This is a genomic window from Segetibacter koreensis DSM 18137 (genome assembly GCF_000374045.1).
Classification (GTDB): domain Bacteria; phylum Bacteroidota; class Bacteroidia; order Chitinophagales; family Chitinophagaceae; genus Segetibacter; species Segetibacter koreensis.
The window spans coordinates 64,185-81,233 of the sequence record NZ_KB893323.1 but is presented as its reverse complement, the minus strand read 5'-3'; the positions used below and the strand labels follow the sequence as shown (position 1 = coordinate 81,233).

Genomic DNA, 17,049 nt, shown 5'->3' with positions numbered 1-17,049 from the left:
GACATTCTTCATGTAATATTAGACGCTGTTTCATTTTGTATTATTATTTTTATGCACGCTATCGCTCGCCGGTAAGAATGCTTTATAACTTAATCGTAAAAAGAAAACAACGGTTGCTCAATAAGATACCCAAATACAGCTTTCAAATATTACTTCTATTATTATTTGCATCTTTTCCTTACGCATGTGCGTTTACCCAGTCTTCATCCTCCGCTAATGACAGCGTATTTATGTTTTGTTATTTTAAAAACAATGGAGAGGACGGTCTTCATTTTGCCTCAAGTAAAGATGGTTATAATTGGAATGCTTTGTTTAACGATAGCTGGGTTTTAAAACCTTTGGTGAGTAAAGACAAACTTATGCGCGATCCTTGTATTATCAGGGGCAAGGATGGCAGGTTTCACATGGTTTGGACTGTAAGTTGGAATGATAAAGGCATTGGATATACTTCATCTGCTGATTTGCTTCACTGGTCACCCCAGCGATTTTTACCTGTTATGCAAAACGAGCCGGCAACGAAAAATACATGGGCGCCTGAAATATCGTACGATGATAAAAAAGGTTTTTACATTATTTACTGGGCATCTACTATTACAAATCGTTATCCTCAAAAAGATACTGCTGCAGAAGGCAAATACAATCATCGCATTTATTATACAACTACCAAAGACTTTAAAAATTTCAGCCAAACCAGACTGCTATACGACCCATCATTTAGTGTTATAGACGCCACCATTCAGAAGGATAACGGGCGTTATGTGATGTTCCTGAAAAATGAAACGAGGCACCCTGTCGAGAAAAATTTACATGTTGCTTTTGCTAAAAACATTACGGGACCATACAGCCAGCCGGGAAAATCAATAACGGGCGATTATTGGGCGGAAGGGCCTACGGCGATAAAATCGGGAAATGAATGGATTGTTTATTTTGATAAATATACTTTGCACCAGTATGGTGCAGTGTCTTCAACAGACCTTGTCCGTTGGAAAGATATTTCAGACGAAGTTCATTTTCCGGAAGGCACAAGGCACGGAACAGTTTTTAAAATATCGGGTGAAGAATTTCAAAAACTTAAAAATGGGAAGGCCGCAGAATGATCGTCACTAGGCGAAAGTAAGGAAACAGGTAACTATGTAACAGTTAGTAACTTTTAAAATTTATAATAAAAAAACTGCCAATGTTTAAGTTAGACGGGAAAATAGCTGCCGTTACAGGTGGAGGAAGTGGGATAGGAAGAGCTGTTGCAAAGGTTTTTGCAAAGCAGGGAGCGACTGTTCATATTATAGATCTTTCAGCAGAAAATGCACAACAGGTTTTAGGCGAAATAGAAGCGGCTGCAGGAAAAGGTTTTACTCATGCCTGCGATGTCAGTAACCAGCAGCAGGTAAATGAAATATTTCAGAAGATTGGGAAAATCGATATTTTAGTAAATAACGCAGGCATTTCACATATAGGAAATGTTGAAAATACAACTGAAGAAGATTTCGAAAAAGTATTCAGGGTAAATGTAAAAGGTGTTTACAATTCTCTGCACGCTGTTGTGCCCATTATGAAAGCCAATGGAGGTGGTGTAATTGTAAACCTTTCTTCGATTGCCGCGCTGGTAGGGCTAAGTGATCGTTTTGCTTATAGCATGAGCAAGGGTGCTGTTCACGCCATGAGCCTATCTGTTGCCAGGGATTATCTGCATGCAAATATTCGCAGCAATACTATTTCTCCGGCCAGGGTGCACACTCCTTTTGTTGACGGCTTTATCGCAAAAAATTATGCTGGTAAAGAACAGGAAATGTTTGAAAAACTTTCAAAGTCGCAACCTATCGGAAGAATGGGAAATGTAGAGGAAATAGCAAATCTTATTTTATTTCTTTCTTCTGACGAAGCCTCGTTTATAACAGGTAATGACTATTCTATAGATGGTGGTTTTGTTAAGTTGAATACCTGACACTATTTCAATTAAACGAAAAGGGAAGCATTTTTCGCCACCATCATTTACTTAGCAATGCATCGCCCGTTGTGTCATTCACTTGTACTGTATCTTTTTTCGGAGAACTATTATAAAAATAATATTGCTAACAGATTGGTATTTTAAAAAAGATGGTGTGAAAAGGTTCAATAGAATAACCAAAAGTTGAACTGAGCGTAGCAACGATGCCGACCCTAGCCGAAATGCCTGTAACAAAAAAATTCTGTATTTAAATAAAAAAACCAATGAAATTAATTCGATTTAGAGAAGACGGCAAAGTAAAACCTGGAGTTATTATATACGATGCTTTTTATGATGCATCAGCTTTTGGAGAAGATTATAACGAACAGTTTTTTGAAAATGACGGTTTAAACCGTTTAAAGAAATTCGTTGAAGAAAACCAGGATCAATTAAAACCTCTGCCACATAATGTAAGTCTTGACAGCCCGGTTGCACGTCCTTCAAAAATTATTTGTATTGGTCTCAACTATGCAGATCATGCAAAGGAAACAAATGCAAACGTACCAACTGAACCTATCATTTTTTTTAAATCAACTTCGGCTATCGTTGGTCCTTTTGATGATGTTGTTATACCAAAGGACTCTGTAAAGTCTGATTGGGAAGTTGAGTTGGCGGTAATAATAGGAAAAAAAGCTTCTTATGTAAATGAAGCTGATGCTATGGACTATATAGCGGGTTACTGCCTGCATAATGATCTTAGCGAACGAGCTTTTCAACTGGAAAGAGGTGGTCAGTGGGTGAAAGGAAAAAGCTGTGACACTTTTGCTCCCTTAGGCCCATTTTTGGCAACCAAAGATGAAATTAAAGATATAGATAATCTTCGGTTGTGGTTAAAGCTGAATGATAAAATCATGCAGGATGGCACAACAGCTAACCTTATTTTTAAAATTCCTTTTTTGGTTTCTTATTTAAGCCAGTTTATGACATTGCTTCCCGGCGATATTATTTCTACCGGTACCCCAGCAGGAGTAGGCCTGGGAATGAACCCGCAGGTTTATTTAAAAGCAGGCGACGTGATGGAGTTGGGAATTGTAGGTTTAGGTTCGTCAAAGCAAAGAGTAGTTGCTTACGGTGCATAGCGGTCAAGGGTTAAGCAGTTTGAAATCACGTCATTTGAAAAATTATATTAATGATTAAAATCCATGTAAGGGTTATTTTCTTTTTTTTATTCATTTCCTGTTCCTTTAACGTGGCCTATTGCCAAAATGATAGTAAGCAGGAAGATTGGGTGTCGTTGTTTAATGGTAAAAACCTTGAGGGATGGAACATAAAAATTGCAGGTCAAAAGCTAAATGATAATTATAAAAATACATTCCGAGTAGAAGACAGTATGCTTCGCATTGTCTACGATGATTATAAAACTTTTGATGACAAATACGGGCATCTTTATTATAAGAAACCTTATTCATACTATATTTTGCGTTATCAATACCGTTTTAGAGGTGACCAAACACCAGGTGGAGAAACATGGAATGTACGGAACAGCGGTGTTATGATACACTCCCAATCAGCTAAAAGCCTTACTATTAACCAGAACTTTCCTGTTTCTCTTGAGGTGCAACTGCTTGGCGGACTCGGCAAAGGTGAGAGACACACAGGCAATTTATGTACTCCCGGAACACAGGTACATGTAGATGGAAAAATCAGTGAAGCCCATTGTATTGATTCAAAATCAAAAACCTACGATGGAGACCAATGGGTGAGTATGACTGTGGTTGTGCTGGGTGACTCCGTTATAAAGCACATTGTAGAAGGAGATACCGTTCTTACATATGAGAAGCCTGAAGTTGGAGGTGGATTTGTTGGAAAGGATGCAGATTGGAAATGGGGGCATGTAGACAATTATCAATATTGGGAAAGCCGCCAGAATACTCCATTGAAAGAAGGTTACATAGCTTTACAGGCTGAAAGTCATCCAATAGATTTTAGAAGAATAGAAATTTTAAATTTAGAAGGATGTACAGACCGAAAAGCAAAGAACTACAAAGATTACTATATAAAATCAGATAACAGGAAGTGTCTATATTAGTATGACACTTTTTAAGTGATTTTTCAAAAATGATGAACCGTAAGCGATTTTCATCAAACGTTTGCGTAATAAGTCAATCAAACCGATACCTACATTTGGTAATACCAGTAATAAAACCCACTAATCATGAACTCTTCATATGATCGTCGAAAGTTTATAAAAGACTCAGCTATGGCGGGCATTGGCGCATCGTTGTTACATACTCCTGCACAGTTATTTGCAAATGAAAACAAATCTGTTGTTCGTGTCGGGATGATCGCAGTCGGGTTACGTGGCCAAACCCATTTGAATGAAATGCTCAAAAGAAACGATGTTCAGGTAATAGCAATGGCTGATCCTGATAAGAAAATGATGGGGATGGCTCAGAAAGTTGTTCAGAAGTATAATAAAAAAGTCCCGGTTGAATATACAAATGGACCACATGATTACAAAAATTTACTAAAGCGGAACGACATAGATGCTGTTATCATTGCTTCTCCCTGGGAATGGCACATGCCTCAAAGCGTAGATGCAATGAAAGCTGGTAAAATAGTAGGAGTGGAAGTTTGCGGCGCCATTAAACTGCAGGACTGCTGGGAGTTTGTTGACACGCATGAAAAAACAAAAGTTCCGATAATGGTTCTTGAAAATGTTTGTTACAGGCGTGATCTGATGGCCGTACACAACATGGTAAAAAAAGGGATGTTCGGAGAAATACTCCATTTAAGAGGTGGCTACCAGCATGACTTGCGTGGGGTTTTATTTAATGATGGCATAGCAAATAATCCAGGGGTTGAGTTTGGAGACAAAGGTTTTAGTGAAGCAAAATGGCGCACTCAACACTACATTGATCGCAATGGAGATAATTATCCTACCCATGGCCTTGGCCCCATTGCGACTATCATAGATTTAAATCGTGGTAACAGGTTAACCACTTTATCATCCATTTCTACCAAAGCCAGGGGACTGCATCGCTACATTGTTAATCATCCAAAGGGTGGGCCTAATCATCCTAATGCGAAAATAAAATTTAAGCAGGGTGATATCGTAACTACCCAAATGCAGACTGCTAATGGTGAAACAATAATATTGACCTTGGATACAAGTTCACCAAGAGCTTACAATTTAGGATTTAGGGTACAGGGAACGGATGGATTGTGGCAGGAACATCATGACGGGGACTTTAAAGAGGGAAGGATTTACCTGGAAGGTAAGAGCCCGAATGACCAGTGGGAGAACCCCGAAAAAATGTTGTCAGAATATGATCATCCATTGTGGAAACGATATGCAAGTGATGCAGCAGGTTCAGGGCATGGAGGAATGGACTTTTTTGTCGATAATGCTTTTATAGAATCTATTAAAAGAAATGTCCCTTTCCCACTTGATGTGTATGATCTTGCTACCTGGTATGCAATTACTCCTTTGAGTGAAAAGTCAATTGCTGAAGGTGGTCAATTGCAGCAAATACCGGATTTTACAAGAGGAAAATGGCAAACAGCTAAGCCTGTATTCGGGCTAAGTGAAGAGTTTTAAAGAAGATTTAATAAAAAATAGAAACAGCGTACAGTTAGAGAATTAACTCTGGCAGTACGCTGTTTTTTTGCCGAGGTCATTCCTTAAACACTTTTTTAAGACGATACGAACGTCACGCGTGCTCTAGTTCTTTATTAAACAATTCTATGACTTCTTTCCAGGTGTTGATGCGTGTGTGCCTTTCAATGCCCATATTGTGACCGGCCGTAAATAAAATGCAATTTCCGCTGTACCCGTCCAGGTTTTTGACATGGTCGTCTATCATATAGTCAGTACCAATTATACTCTTGTCTCCACAAAAAATAATGTTTTTCCATGATATAAAGGGAAAGTTTTCCTGTAGCCATTCATATTTCTCAGCCAAAGACTGCGGAAATTCCACAGCTGCAGAAACAATATAAACATCGAAGTTTTTCGTAAGTTCCAACACAGCTTCTTTTGCTCCCTCCATCACCGGAATGGTTCGAAAAAATCCCGGCATATACACAAACTTTCTAACTGCCCCATTAGGAAGTCCTTCGCTTTCAGGTACACCATGAAAAGCTTCTTTTTCTATGCGTTCTCCAAATTCTCTTTCATACCAAATAATAAATTGCGCAACTGTATCGGCAATCACTCCATCCATATCAATTGCTATAGTTTTCCTTCTGCTCATTTTGAAATAATTGTGCACAAAAATAGTTTTCTCTACGATTTTTTATTGCAGAATTTATGATACAAGTAATGAGGAAAGCAGTATTAAAGCAAACAGATTTTTTATGTGCGTTAATTATTTTTTGTTACCGGCTTATTTGGCACGAAAAGCATACTCAAAAATCTTGGTCGATAATGTGGTCGGGTTAAAGGGTTTTAAAACATAATCTGTTAAGCCGAATGTATTAATATGATTGTCAGAATTAAAAAGGGCATCTGCTGTCATTGCTATAATTGGCAAAGTCTTTTTTAATTCTTGTCTTATATATTTAGTCGCTTCATAACCATCCATTTCAGGCATTTGTAGATCCATCAAAATAAGATCATAATCTTCCTTAGATACTTTATCAATGGCTTCTAAACCATTGATGGCAAAATCTGCATTTACTTCCCATTTTTTTAAAAATCTTTCAATCAGAACTTTATTCATTTTGTTGTCTTCTGCCACTAAAACTTTTAAGTTCCGTAATTTACTTTCTTTCCCGGTACCAGATATTGGAGACGAACTATAGGTTGTTTCTGGTTTTACATTTTCAACGGTTAAAATAAAAGAAAAGCAGCTTCCAAGATCCTTAGTCGTGTCCACGCGAATTTGTGAATTCATCAATTCAAGTATCTTTTTAGTTATTGCAAGTCCTAAGCCTGTTCCTCCATAAATTCTGGTTGTATTTGAGTTTGCCTGGAAAAACCTTTCAAAAATATTTGTCAACTTATCTGCTTCTATACCAATACCTGTATCTGTTACTTTAAAAAGCAGCGATAATGTATCAGTATCTTTATTGTATAATTCAACATCTATTTTTACCGATCCCTTTTCTGTAAACTTTATAGCATTGTCTGTTATATTATTTAATACCTGTTTTATTCTTGTCGGATCTCCCATCACCATCGTGGGGAGGCGGGAATCAATAAATGTAGTAAAGTGTATAGCCTTCTGCTTTGCCTTTAATTGATGTATTTTTTCAATTTCGGAGATTACTTCATATATATTAAAGGCAGTTTTTTCAATTTTGAGATTGCCTGACTCTATCTTATTGTAATCTAATATATCGTTGACGATATGCAGAAGGTTTGCTGAGGCAGATTTCAAAAAATCGATATCATGTACTTGATCCGGGCGAGGGGAATTTTGTGAAAGTAAATCAATCATACCAATAACTCCATTTAGAGGCGTTCTTATCTCATGGCTCATGGTAGAGAGAAACTGCTCTTGCGCCTTCGATGCTTTTTCTGCTTTTTCTTTCAAAAGCTGTTGTTCAATTGCCAGCTCCTTTAATAACTTATTTTTTCTTTTCAGTTCCAGTAGTGTTGAAGCATGCCGTGCCAAACTGGAAAGAATATCAATTTGCTCCTTAGTTAATTTTTTTGGTTTAGAATCTGCCACACATATGGTGCCTACTGGAAAATTATTTTCTGATTGAATTGCGGCTCCCGCATAAAACCTGATATGGCCATTACTTACAGAAGGGTTATCAAAAAATCTATCATCTGCCCGGGCATCCTCAATTATAAATACTTCTTTCTCAAGTATTGCATGAGCACAAAAAGAAAATTCTATCGGCGTCTCTGTTTCACTTATGCCTTTTTTTGCTTTAAACCATTGCCGGTGTTTATCAATTAAAGTCATTGACGATATATCGCATTGGCATATATAACTGGCTAATTGTACAAGCTCATCAAAGTCTGTTTCATTTTCAGTATCTAATATGGCAAGTGAATACAGTTCTTTTAGCCTCATTTCTTCATTAAGAGCCAATGGAGCTTTTTTCATAAAATAGTAAAAAGTTTAAAAAGAAGTTGTTTTTGTTTATATTAAACTCCGTTTTATTGAATTTATTATAAACGGAATGGTGCTTTCGAATAATGTTAATATTGGCGACAATTGTTTTTACTGATTTCAAACTTATAAATAACACTTCCTTTTCTAACTAATAATGCTTTTAAAAAAATAAGGAAAATAACTGCGGAGAGTTAAATAATAAGGATATTAAGAATATAAGTATAAAAAAATATATACGTAAAAAATTACTAAATGCGGTGTTACAACTTTACCTAAAATTTCTGTGTTAATACTAAACCCAGTTAATTGTGCGTTTCTTTATTATAGCTGTTGATTTCTTTTGTAAAAGCACGGCCAAATGAGGCCTGCCAAAAGAATTGTATTAATAGCATTGAGTAGTATATAATTATTTAAAAAGTATCGTGTGAGCAACACAATGTTTTTTAATTATCATTTGAAATGCAATTAAAGAAGTTAAATGAAAACCAGTAAACACTTAATTATATCATTTGTATTGATATTGATTTTCGGTTTATACTTTTCTATTTTATCTTATGAAAATAAGAAGCAGTCAGAGCATCTGAATGATTGGGTTAGTCATTCGCACCAGGTAATTAAAGGGATTACAAATTTAAATACTTTATTTACCGAATTTGAAGCTGAGGATCAAAGTTTTGTAATAGCAAACAAAAAAGATATTACAGAAGTTGCCAAAGAGCGTAAAGTAAAAGCGTCTTTTCAATTTAATAAGTTGAAAAGCTTAACTGCTGATAACGAGGTACAACAAAAAAATCTTGAAGCTTTAAATACAATTATCAATGCAAAAGTTCAATATGTAAATCATGTTTTTGATGTTTTACAAAAGTCTCAGCCGGAGGCATTGTTTTTATTATCAAGGCCAGAGTCAAAAAGATTGTATGCCCAATTAAAAGGCATACTAAGATCTATGCTGCAAGTAGAAAACGAACTACTAAATCAGAGGACTGTCCGCGATCAGGAAGTATCTGATAAAAGATTTATATACTCAAGCGCATTCGAGATTTTAGTATTGATCTTACTTTTAATCGCTTTATATAAAATTTACAGAGAAAGTATAAACAGGAAAATAGCGGAGGAAGAAGCCCACAAGAGTGAGGTGAAATACAAAGGATTAATAGAAAAATCTTCTTTAATAATATTTACTACTGATCTGCACGGACATTTCACTTACATGTCTGATAAGGGTCTCGAGTTTACAGGCTATAAGATGGAAGAATTGATAGGAAAGCATTTTAATATTTTGCTTGCTGACAATCATAAAAATGAAATTGCTAAATTTTATTTGAGCCAATACAAAAATTTTATAAAAGACCTGGTAGAGGAGTTTGAGATCAAGACGAAAGATAACAAGATAAAAGTTATACAACTAAGTACGGTACTGATAGAAGAAAATAATAAGATTGTTGGATTTCAAAGCATAGCAAAAGACATAACTGAGGTTAAATACGTTGAAGGGTTAATTAAAGAATCAAGAATAAGATTACAACAACAACAAGAGGAATACAATCTTCGGATGCAATCAGTTCTTGACAATATTCCTATGATTCTTTATATTAAAGATCTTGAAGGAAAATACTTAATGATTAATAAAAATTTCACCGAGATTTTTGGAATAAGCAGTGAAGCGATTGTCGGCAAAAAAAATAATGACATTGATTTATTGAAAAAAAGAGCTGAATTCTTTGAAACCATTGATCTACGGGTAAAAAACACCGGTAAGCCAATTGAATTTGAAGAAGTCATGGTTACAGGGCAAGGCAGGAAAAACTTCCTGGTTACTAAATTTCCCTTATTTGATAAAAACAATAACATTTTTGCAATCAGCAGCGTTGCTAAAGATATCTCCGATTTGACCTATCAACGGCAACAACTAATAGATGCCCGGTTAAAAGCTGAAAAGGCGGAACAACTGCAGGAATCCTTTTTAGCAAACATGAGCCATGAGATCAGAACGCCAATGAATGGAATAATGGGTATGACCAATATGCTGCTCGATACAGAACTCGACATTGAGCAAAAAGAATATGCTGAGCTAATTAAAAAATCTTCTGATGCTTTGTTAATTCTTATAAATGACATATTAGACTTATCTAAAATAAAGGCGGGCCGAATGGAACTTGAAGCGATAGATTTTAACATTAGAGAAGCGGTGCAAAACGTATTGCAGCCAATGAAGATGAGCCTGAGAAAAAATGTAGTCTTAAATTATTCAATAAATGATGCGGTTCCTGAATGTATAAATGGAGACTCTCACAAATTGTTTCAGATATTAAATAACCTTTTAAGCAACGCAGTCAAATTTACAGAAAAGGGAGAAATCAAAGTCTATATAAATGTTATTGAGAAAAATGATGAAAAAATTTATATCGCGTTTGATGTTTCAGATACGGGCATTGGTATTTCTTCAGAGCATATAAATAATATTTTTGAAAGTTTTACACAGGCGGGCAACGATACTGTAAGAAGGTTTGGCGGAACAGGCCTGGGATTAGCAATTATTAAGAGATTGATTGAGCTTCAAAACGGAACCATATATGTACAGAGCGTGCCAGGAGCCGGAACAACTTTCCACGTACAAATACCTTATCTACCTGCTACCACAAAACAAGCACCTTTACGTAACGATAATAATAACGATATTAATATTTATAGAGACGGAATAGAGAACAAGAAGATATTGATTGTGGAAGATAATGTAGTTAACCAACGAGTACTGACAAGTGTGTTGCAAAAAATGAAAGCTCAGTGGGAGATAGCAAACAATGGAAAAGAAGCAGTTGACGCATTAGAAAGCGGAAAACATTTTGATCTGATCATTATGGATTTACAAATGCCAGTAATGAATGGTTTCCAGGCTACAGAGCATATTAGAAAGCAATTAAAAATTGATACACCTATCATTGCAATGACAGCAAGCACTTTAAGAAATGAGAGAGTGAAATGCTTTAATATTGGTATGAATGGATACCTGGCCAAGCCTTTTTCTCCTAATGATCTTATGAAACACTTATATAATCTTATAGATCCTATACACATAAAAGAAAAACAAATGGAACAGGAACAAATGTCAGCTGAGAAACTATATGACCTAAGCTACTTGCATCAGTTGGAAGACAATGAATACCTAATAGAAATGATAGAGCTGTTTTTTGAAACTACTTCTGAAATGCTTGAGGAGATTAGGGAGAATATAAAAAAGAAAGATTGGGATGCGGTGAGTAAAGCATGTCATAAGCTCAAAAGTAGTCTTGGCCCTTTGCAGATAAGCAAAATGACTGCTATTGCTTCTACAATGGAGGAAAATTCAAAACAGGGAAAGAATTTAGAAGAAATTGTTTATTTAAATAAGGAATTGCTTAATCAGTATAACATAGTTAAACCATTAATTGCATCAGAGTTGGCAAAAGCAAAAAAAATAAGCAACGGATTTGTAGCGCCTGCCGTTATATAGATTACCAAGATCTTTAATGTAGGGTAAATTTAAAAGGTAATAAGTGCTTTTCACTTTATATGTTTTAAATTGATATTCTTATAGTTCAACAAAAATGTAGTTATTGTTATTTTTTCTCATTCAAATTTTATCTTTTATATATTTTCATCAAATGAAATACGAAAAGTCGTATTTTTATAATGGATATATCTCCAGCCGATAACACATGATAAGAGTAAGGAATTCTTCGCCAGCCAAATCAGCTTAAGTTAATAAGTTTATCTTTTTCACGATGGTTTTTGCGACTACTTTAAATCTATTTTTCTAACCAGTGTAATCTGATATGTTATGACAAACCTCGTAGTTATTACCGCGGCGATGCATAAAGTTGCTGATCTCTTTATCAATGTAAAGTATCGGTGTCCGGGAAATGTGATAAAATATGTGCCTGTCAAATTTGAGGTATTCAGGGAAGGCGAATATTTTAAAGCATTACCAGTAGAAACAGCTGAAAGTAACAGACTTACAAATCTTCCAAAGCAATTATTGTTTCAGATTGATTCGGGAAAGGTGTATACTTTTGATAAAGCAGACAAAGAAGACGTGGTGGAGGATATTGCGAACAACCTGTATAAGATGAATATAGTTGAATGTCCACAAAAACAAGTTACGGAAAAAGTTTTTCCTGTTTCTTCAGATAAATTAAACCAATGGGTGCGAAATTTTAAAAGAGGAGAGGAAAAGCCAGTTTTCTTTGCATAATAATTTATGAACCTATGGCGTCCACTATTTTGAGATTAGCCCGAGCGAGATAAAAGAATCAGACGAAATACGCATATTCATCAAAACAGTTGGCAGATACTCTCACACCCCTTTTTCATTTTACTTATTAAATCTGTACCCTCGGAGAAAATCTTCAATGCCTATCCTTTTTTTTCCTTCCAGTTGAATTTCGGTAGCGTGAATGTAGCCATCTGAAGTGGCAAATTTTAAAAATGTTTTGCCATCAGTTGCAAAGGTTCCTGCAGTATGTTTTGGAGTAGTTTTTTCTTTAGTGCTGCTGTAAATTTTTAAAATTTTGCCTTCTAAGGTAGTAATAGCGCCTGGATAAGGAGATAATCCTCTTATAAGGTTATGTACTTCATCGCATGTTTTATTCCAATTAATAGTACAATCTGTGGTGAATAACTTAGGAGCGTGTTTTAATTCACCGCTAACCTGTTGTACCGCTTCTGATTGAGCCGTTTCCTGTAGAGAACCGTCTTCAATTCCCTTTACTGTTGCCACAAGCAAATTCGCACCAATTTCTTTCATTACATCATGTATGTACCCTGCGGTATCATTTTCACCAATAGGTATTGTTTCCTGTAATAAAATATTGCCTGTATCAATCTCCTGCTGCAGTTTGAAAGTAGTAACCCCTGTTTCTTTTTCACCGTTTATAATTGCCCAGTTTATAGGCGCCGCGCCGCGATATTGAGGAAGAAGTGAACCGTGAAGATTAATAGTTCCATAGAGGGGCATATTCCAAACAATTTCAGGTAGCATACGAAATGCAACAACTACCTGCAAATTGGCTTTTAGTGCTTTTAATTCTGCAAGAAAATCAGGGTTTTTTAATTTTTCCGGTTGTAATATATGTAATCCCTTTTCAACAGCATATTTTTTTACCGCGCTCTCAGTCAGTTTCAATCCTCGGCCAGCAGGCTTATCGGGTGCAGTAATAACTCCTACAATATTAAAACCTGCTTCTACCAGCGCACTTAAAGACGCAACGGCAAACTCCGGTGTTCCCATAAATACTATTCGTAGCGCAGGAGTTTGGGATAGAGGAGAGCTGAAATTTTCCGACATATATCAAAAGTAAAAGATTATTTCTAACCTGTTCAAAACGACTGCCTACTTTAATATTGATGCGTATCCTGGTACAATAGATACTTTTTCCTTATTTTTTTAAATGCTGATAACTTTGGTTCCCAACTTTTCCTGATCTCTGCTTCACTTTTTCCATCGATAATTTGTTGCATCAACTCAGCATTACCTGCAAGTTTGTTAAAAAAATAATCAGTGGGTTTGGCGTTAGCTTTCCGGGCTTTTATAAAAAAATTTTCTTTGTCAGGAAAAAGTTTATAAGCCTCAAGCAAGTACTTTATCTGGATGTGATTATTGATCTCTTTTAGTATTTGTTCATTACTACCAGAAATGTTCCATCCGTAGCACAACTGGTTTTTAAGTTTTGGGTCACTTGCACCGGCATTGGCAACAGGGGTAAAGGAATATAAATTTTGGGGTAAAGAAGGATGACCGAAAATTTGAAAAGGTTTATCCGTTCCCCGACCTTCACTTAAAACAGTTCCTTCAAAGAAGCAGATGGACGGATACCAGTAGACCGACCCGGCGTCAGGAAGATTGGGCGAAGGCTTGTCGGGTAACACATATTTACTACTGTGAGTATAGTTACGACATTTTATAACTGTCATATTTAGGCCCTTGTTTTTTTTTGTAGAACCTACTGTAGAAGTTGTATCCCTGTTGAGCAAATTTTCTCCAACAAGAAACTTGGCATATTCTCCAATGGTCATACCATAAACAACAGGAACGGGTTGCATTCCAACAAAGCTTCTGAAAGCGGTATCAAGCACGGGACCATCAACATAAAAACCATTAGGGTTTGGCCTGTCTAAAATAATAAGAGGCTTACTATATTGCAGCGAACTTTCAATAAATTCTTGTAGAGAAGATATGTAAGTATAAAACCGAACTCCTACATCCTGTATGTCAAACAGCAATACATCTACATTTGACAGGTCTTCTTTTGAAGGTTTCCTTTTTTTGCCATATAAAGAAACTACTGGTATGCCTGTTTGTGAGTCGGTATAACTATCTACTTTCTCTCCTGCATTTGCTGTACCGCGAAAACCATGTTCCGGACCAAATATTTTTGTAATATTTACTCCCAGTTTTTGAAGTGAATCGACCAAATGAGTTTTACCAATCATCGCCGTATTATTTGCAAACACGCCGACACGTTTTCCTTGTAGAAGCGGTAAATATTCTTTTGTCTGGTATGCGCCCGGCAAAATTTTTCCGTCTTGAGTGTGGGAATGAATATTTTTCAAGGCAACTTTATTTGCAGTATGGACCGGCTTTTGCGCAATAATAAACGCAATGGGCAAAAAGAAAATAAAAATCAAAAGCCAAGTTTTTCTCATTTTTTGTAATAGTTCAGGGGAGTGCATAACGCAAATTTAATTTGCCATTTCTTTATTAATCATTTTATTTTGTTGTCTTTTGACAGAAATTGTATTGTAAAAAATACTTATTGTGGCAAGTGTTTTGTGTTTTGTATAGTAGTTTTAAGTTGTTTTTAGGGTATAAAATAGAGAATTATAAGGCACAATCTGTACATTTAATCCAGTTTTAATTTAAACCAACAAATATGCAACAAGTAAAAAGTGGTGATACCGTTAAGGTTCACTATCATGGAAAATTAACCGACGGCACAACTTTCGATAGTAGTGAAGGGCGTGAACCACTTGAATTTGAAGTGGGAAGCGGAAGTGTGATTGCCGGTTTTGACAGCGGTGTTACAGGTATGACTGTGGGAGAAAAGAAAACTATAAATATTCCTGTAGATGAAGCGTACGGGCAAAAACAGGAAGACCTTTTTATGGAATTTCCCCGCGATCGTTTCCCTGAAGACGTAACACCTGAAGTGGGTATGCAGTTGAATATGAGTAATGGCTCGGGACAAAATTTCCCGGTAATTATAAGAGAGGTTAAAGAGGATGCGGTAATACTTGACGCAAACCACCCTTTAGCAGGTGAAGACCTGACTTTTGACCTGGAGCTGGTAGAGATCATAGGAGGAAAGAGTCCGCTGATTATAATGCCATAATCATTTATAAGCAATCTATTAATAACTAATAACAGGTTGGTGGTTTACGCTGCCAGCCTGTTCTGTTTATGTGCTTAGCAGCGGCAACCTACTCAACATTCTTGTGTCACTCACTTGTACAGTTTTTTCTCAATTCAACATGTTAATTATGCAGGCTCTTTTACAGAAGGTTTTATATTCTGGTTAACCCTGAATAAATTATCGGGATCATACTTACTCTTGATCTTCACTAACTTTTCATAGTTATCACCATACGTTGCTTTTATCCGGTCTTCACCCTCATCATCCATTAAAAAGTTAACGTAAGCCCCCCTGGTAGAATAAGGATGCACTGCTTCCCAATAATCTTTAGTCCAGGACGTTATTTTCTCTTTGTTAGCCGGGTCAGCATCGACGCCAACCATAACCATTGCCCATGTAGCATCGCGGTTACTCCATGCCGTCTCATTATTGCCTACGCGAGATGCGGCTCCATTGATGGGATACATATGCATGGTTGAATGCATAGAAGGAAGTGTCTCGGCAAAACGAAGATGTTCTTCAATAGCATTATCAGTTAAGTCCTTAACAAAATCAGCCCTCCAGTACCATTGCAATCCGGGGGGATAAAGTGCATCAAACATGCTTTGCAAAGCAGGGTGTGGTATTGGACCAACGAAGTCAAGAGCAGGAGTTTTAAATGCCCTTATAGGTTTAAATGTTTCTTCAGCTTTATCCATAGGTCCTGTATAGGTCCACACTATACCACACATTTTTTTTAGATGAAGATGCTGGGGAAACGGAGGTGCCGGAGGAACAGTGAGAAAAGCAAAAAAGCCGTTTAAATCATCCGGTGCTGTTTTTATCAGTTTATCGTACCACTTCATCACCTCTCTTGCTTCACTTAGTTCCCACAACATTGGCCCTGCATAGACAGTGTCAATTGGGTGAAGCTTGAATTTGAAATCTGTAATTACTCCAAAGTTTCCGCCTCCGCCTCTTACAGCCCAGAACAGGTCATTGTTTTGTTCCTGGTTTGCTGTAACAAAACTTCCGTCAGCCAGTACCATATCTACGGACAAAAGGTTATCAATGGTAAGGCCGCACTTGCGGGTTAGGTACCCAATGCCACCACCTGAAGTCAATCCTCCAACACCCGTAGTCGAAATAATGCCGCTGGGTGTAGCCAAGCCAAATGCATGGGTTGCATGGTCAATATCTCCCCAAGTGCATCCTCCACCTGCAACTACTGTTCTGGCTTTTGGATCAATTAGCGTATACTTCATGAGAGAAAGGTCAATTACCAGTCCCTCATCACAAATGCCTAACCCACCCGCGTTATGGCCTCCGCTGCGAATGGAAAGAAGAATATTATTTTTTCTTGCAAAATTTACTGCCTGTATTACATCTCCGACATCTGCACAAAGTGCAATTAAAGCGGGATTTTTACTAATCATTGCATTGTACACTTGCCGGGCATTCTCATAATTTTGGTCTTGAGGTTCTATTAACCGGCCTCTTAAATTTGCCCTGAATTCCTGAATAGAAGTTTCATTGAGCATAGTACTTTTTTTAAGGGTGAGAGATACTAAATACATTAACCCATTGGCAAGGCGAATAGTGTGAAGATGTGAGATGCCTGCCTGAACCAAAAACGTCAGCCAAGTTAATCAAGAAAAATATAAAATGCAATAGGCAGAGATAA

General features: G+C 36.6%; 13 protein-coding genes. 8 read left to right on the top strand and 5 right to left on the bottom strand.

What is annotated here, in order from left to right:
* Window positions 1-113: 113 nt before the first annotated feature.
* The 5 genes from B154_RS0110035 (at window position 114) to B154_RS0110015 (ending at window position 5,525) form a co-directional block, all read left to right on the top strand.
* Window positions 114-1,097, top strand: a complete 984-nt coding sequence (locus B154_RS0110035) for a glycoside hydrolase family 43 protein (RefSeq protein WP_245542578.1) — start codon at window positions 114-116, stop codon at window positions 1,095-1,097.
* An 80-nt stretch (window positions 1,098-1,177) separates the two neighbouring features.
* On the top strand, window positions 1,178-1,942 hold the full coding sequence (locus B154_RS0110030) for an SDR family NAD(P)-dependent oxidoreductase (protein ID WP_018613856.1): 765 nt from the start codon (window positions 1,178-1,180) through the stop codon (window positions 1,940-1,942).
* 266 nt (window positions 1,943-2,208) lie between these two features.
* Window positions 2,209-3,063, top strand: a complete 855-nt coding sequence (locus B154_RS0110025; RefSeq protein ID WP_018613854.1) for a fumarylacetoacetate hydrolase family protein — start codon at window positions 2,209-2,211, stop codon at window positions 3,061-3,063.
* A gap of 50 nt (window positions 3,064-3,113) precedes the next feature.
* Window positions 3,114-4,013 carry a 3-keto-disaccharide hydrolase gene (locus B154_RS0110020; RefSeq protein ID WP_018613852.1) on the top strand — a complete coding sequence of 300 codons (900 nt, stop codon included), beginning with the start codon at window positions 3,114-3,116 and terminating at the stop codon, window positions 4,011-4,013.
* A gap of 126 nt (window positions 4,014-4,139) precedes the next feature.
* The gene (locus tag B154_RS0110015) at window positions 4,140-5,525 is read left to right on the top strand and encodes a Gfo/Idh/MocA family protein (protein WP_018613850.1); all 1,386 of its coding nucleotides are present in this window, start codon (window positions 4,140-4,142) and stop codon (window positions 5,523-5,525) included.
* Window positions 5,526-5,637: 112 nt separating this feature from the next.
* On the opposite strand, the gene B154_RS0110010 is transcribed toward B154_RS0110015, so the two are convergent.
* Both B154_RS0110010 and B154_RS28190 read right to left on the bottom strand, forming a co-directional pair.
* Complete coding sequence (locus tag B154_RS0110010) at window positions 5,638-6,180, bottom strand: 5' nucleotidase, NT5C type (RefSeq protein WP_018613848.1); 543 nt, start codon at window positions 6,178-6,180, stop codon at window positions 5,638-5,640.
* A gap of 132 nt (window positions 6,181-6,312) precedes the next feature.
* Window positions 6,313-7,989 (bottom strand): GAF domain-containing hybrid sensor histidine kinase/response regulator, encoded by a 1,677-nt coding sequence (locus B154_RS28190; RefSeq protein WP_018613847.1) that lies wholly within the window; start codon window positions 7,987-7,989, stop codon window positions 6,313-6,315.
* Window positions 7,990-8,476: 487 nt separating this feature from the next.
* Here B154_RS28190 and B154_RS0110000 point away from each other — a divergent pair, with 487 nt between their 5' ends.
* Window positions 8,477-11,488: a PAS domain S-box protein gene (locus tag B154_RS0110000; protein ID WP_018613846.1), complete on the top strand. Its 3,012-nt coding sequence runs from the start codon at window positions 8,477-8,479 to the stop codon at window positions 11,486-11,488.
* Window positions 11,489-11,815: 327 nt separating this feature from the next.
* Window positions 11,816-12,229, top strand: a complete 414-nt coding sequence (locus B154_RS0109995; RefSeq protein ID WP_018613845.1) for a hypothetical protein — start codon at window positions 11,816-11,818, stop codon at window positions 12,227-12,229.
* Between the two features lie 120 nt (window positions 12,230-12,349).
* Here the strand turns inward: B154_RS0109995 and fmt are convergent, their stop codons facing one another.
* A complete protein-coding gene (gene fmt / locus B154_RS0109990; protein ID WP_211217475.1) occupies window positions 12,350-13,321 on the bottom strand; it encodes a methionyl-tRNA formyltransferase in 972 nt (323 codons plus the stop codon).
* 50 nt (window positions 13,322-13,371) lie between these two features.
* The gene (locus B154_RS0109985) at window positions 13,372-14,679 is read right to left on the bottom strand and encodes an exo-beta-N-acetylmuramidase NamZ family protein (RefSeq protein WP_018613843.1); all 1,308 of its coding nucleotides are present in this window, start codon (window positions 14,677-14,679) and stop codon (window positions 13,372-13,374) included.
* A gap of 227 nt (window positions 14,680-14,906) precedes the next feature.
* Between B154_RS0109985 and B154_RS0109980 the strand changes: the two genes are divergently transcribed.
* A complete protein-coding gene (locus B154_RS0109980; protein ID WP_018613842.1) occupies window positions 14,907-15,365 on the top strand; it encodes an FKBP-type peptidyl-prolyl cis-trans isomerase in 459 nt (152 codons plus the stop codon).
* 146 nt (window positions 15,366-15,511) lie between these two features.
* On the opposite strand, the gene B154_RS0109975 is transcribed toward B154_RS0109980, so the two are convergent.
* A complete protein-coding gene (locus tag B154_RS0109975) occupies window positions 15,512-16,906 on the bottom strand; it encodes an FAD-binding oxidoreductase (RefSeq protein WP_018613841.1) in 1,395 nt (464 codons plus the stop codon).
* Between the last annotated feature and the right edge of the window lie 143 nt (window positions 16,907-17,049).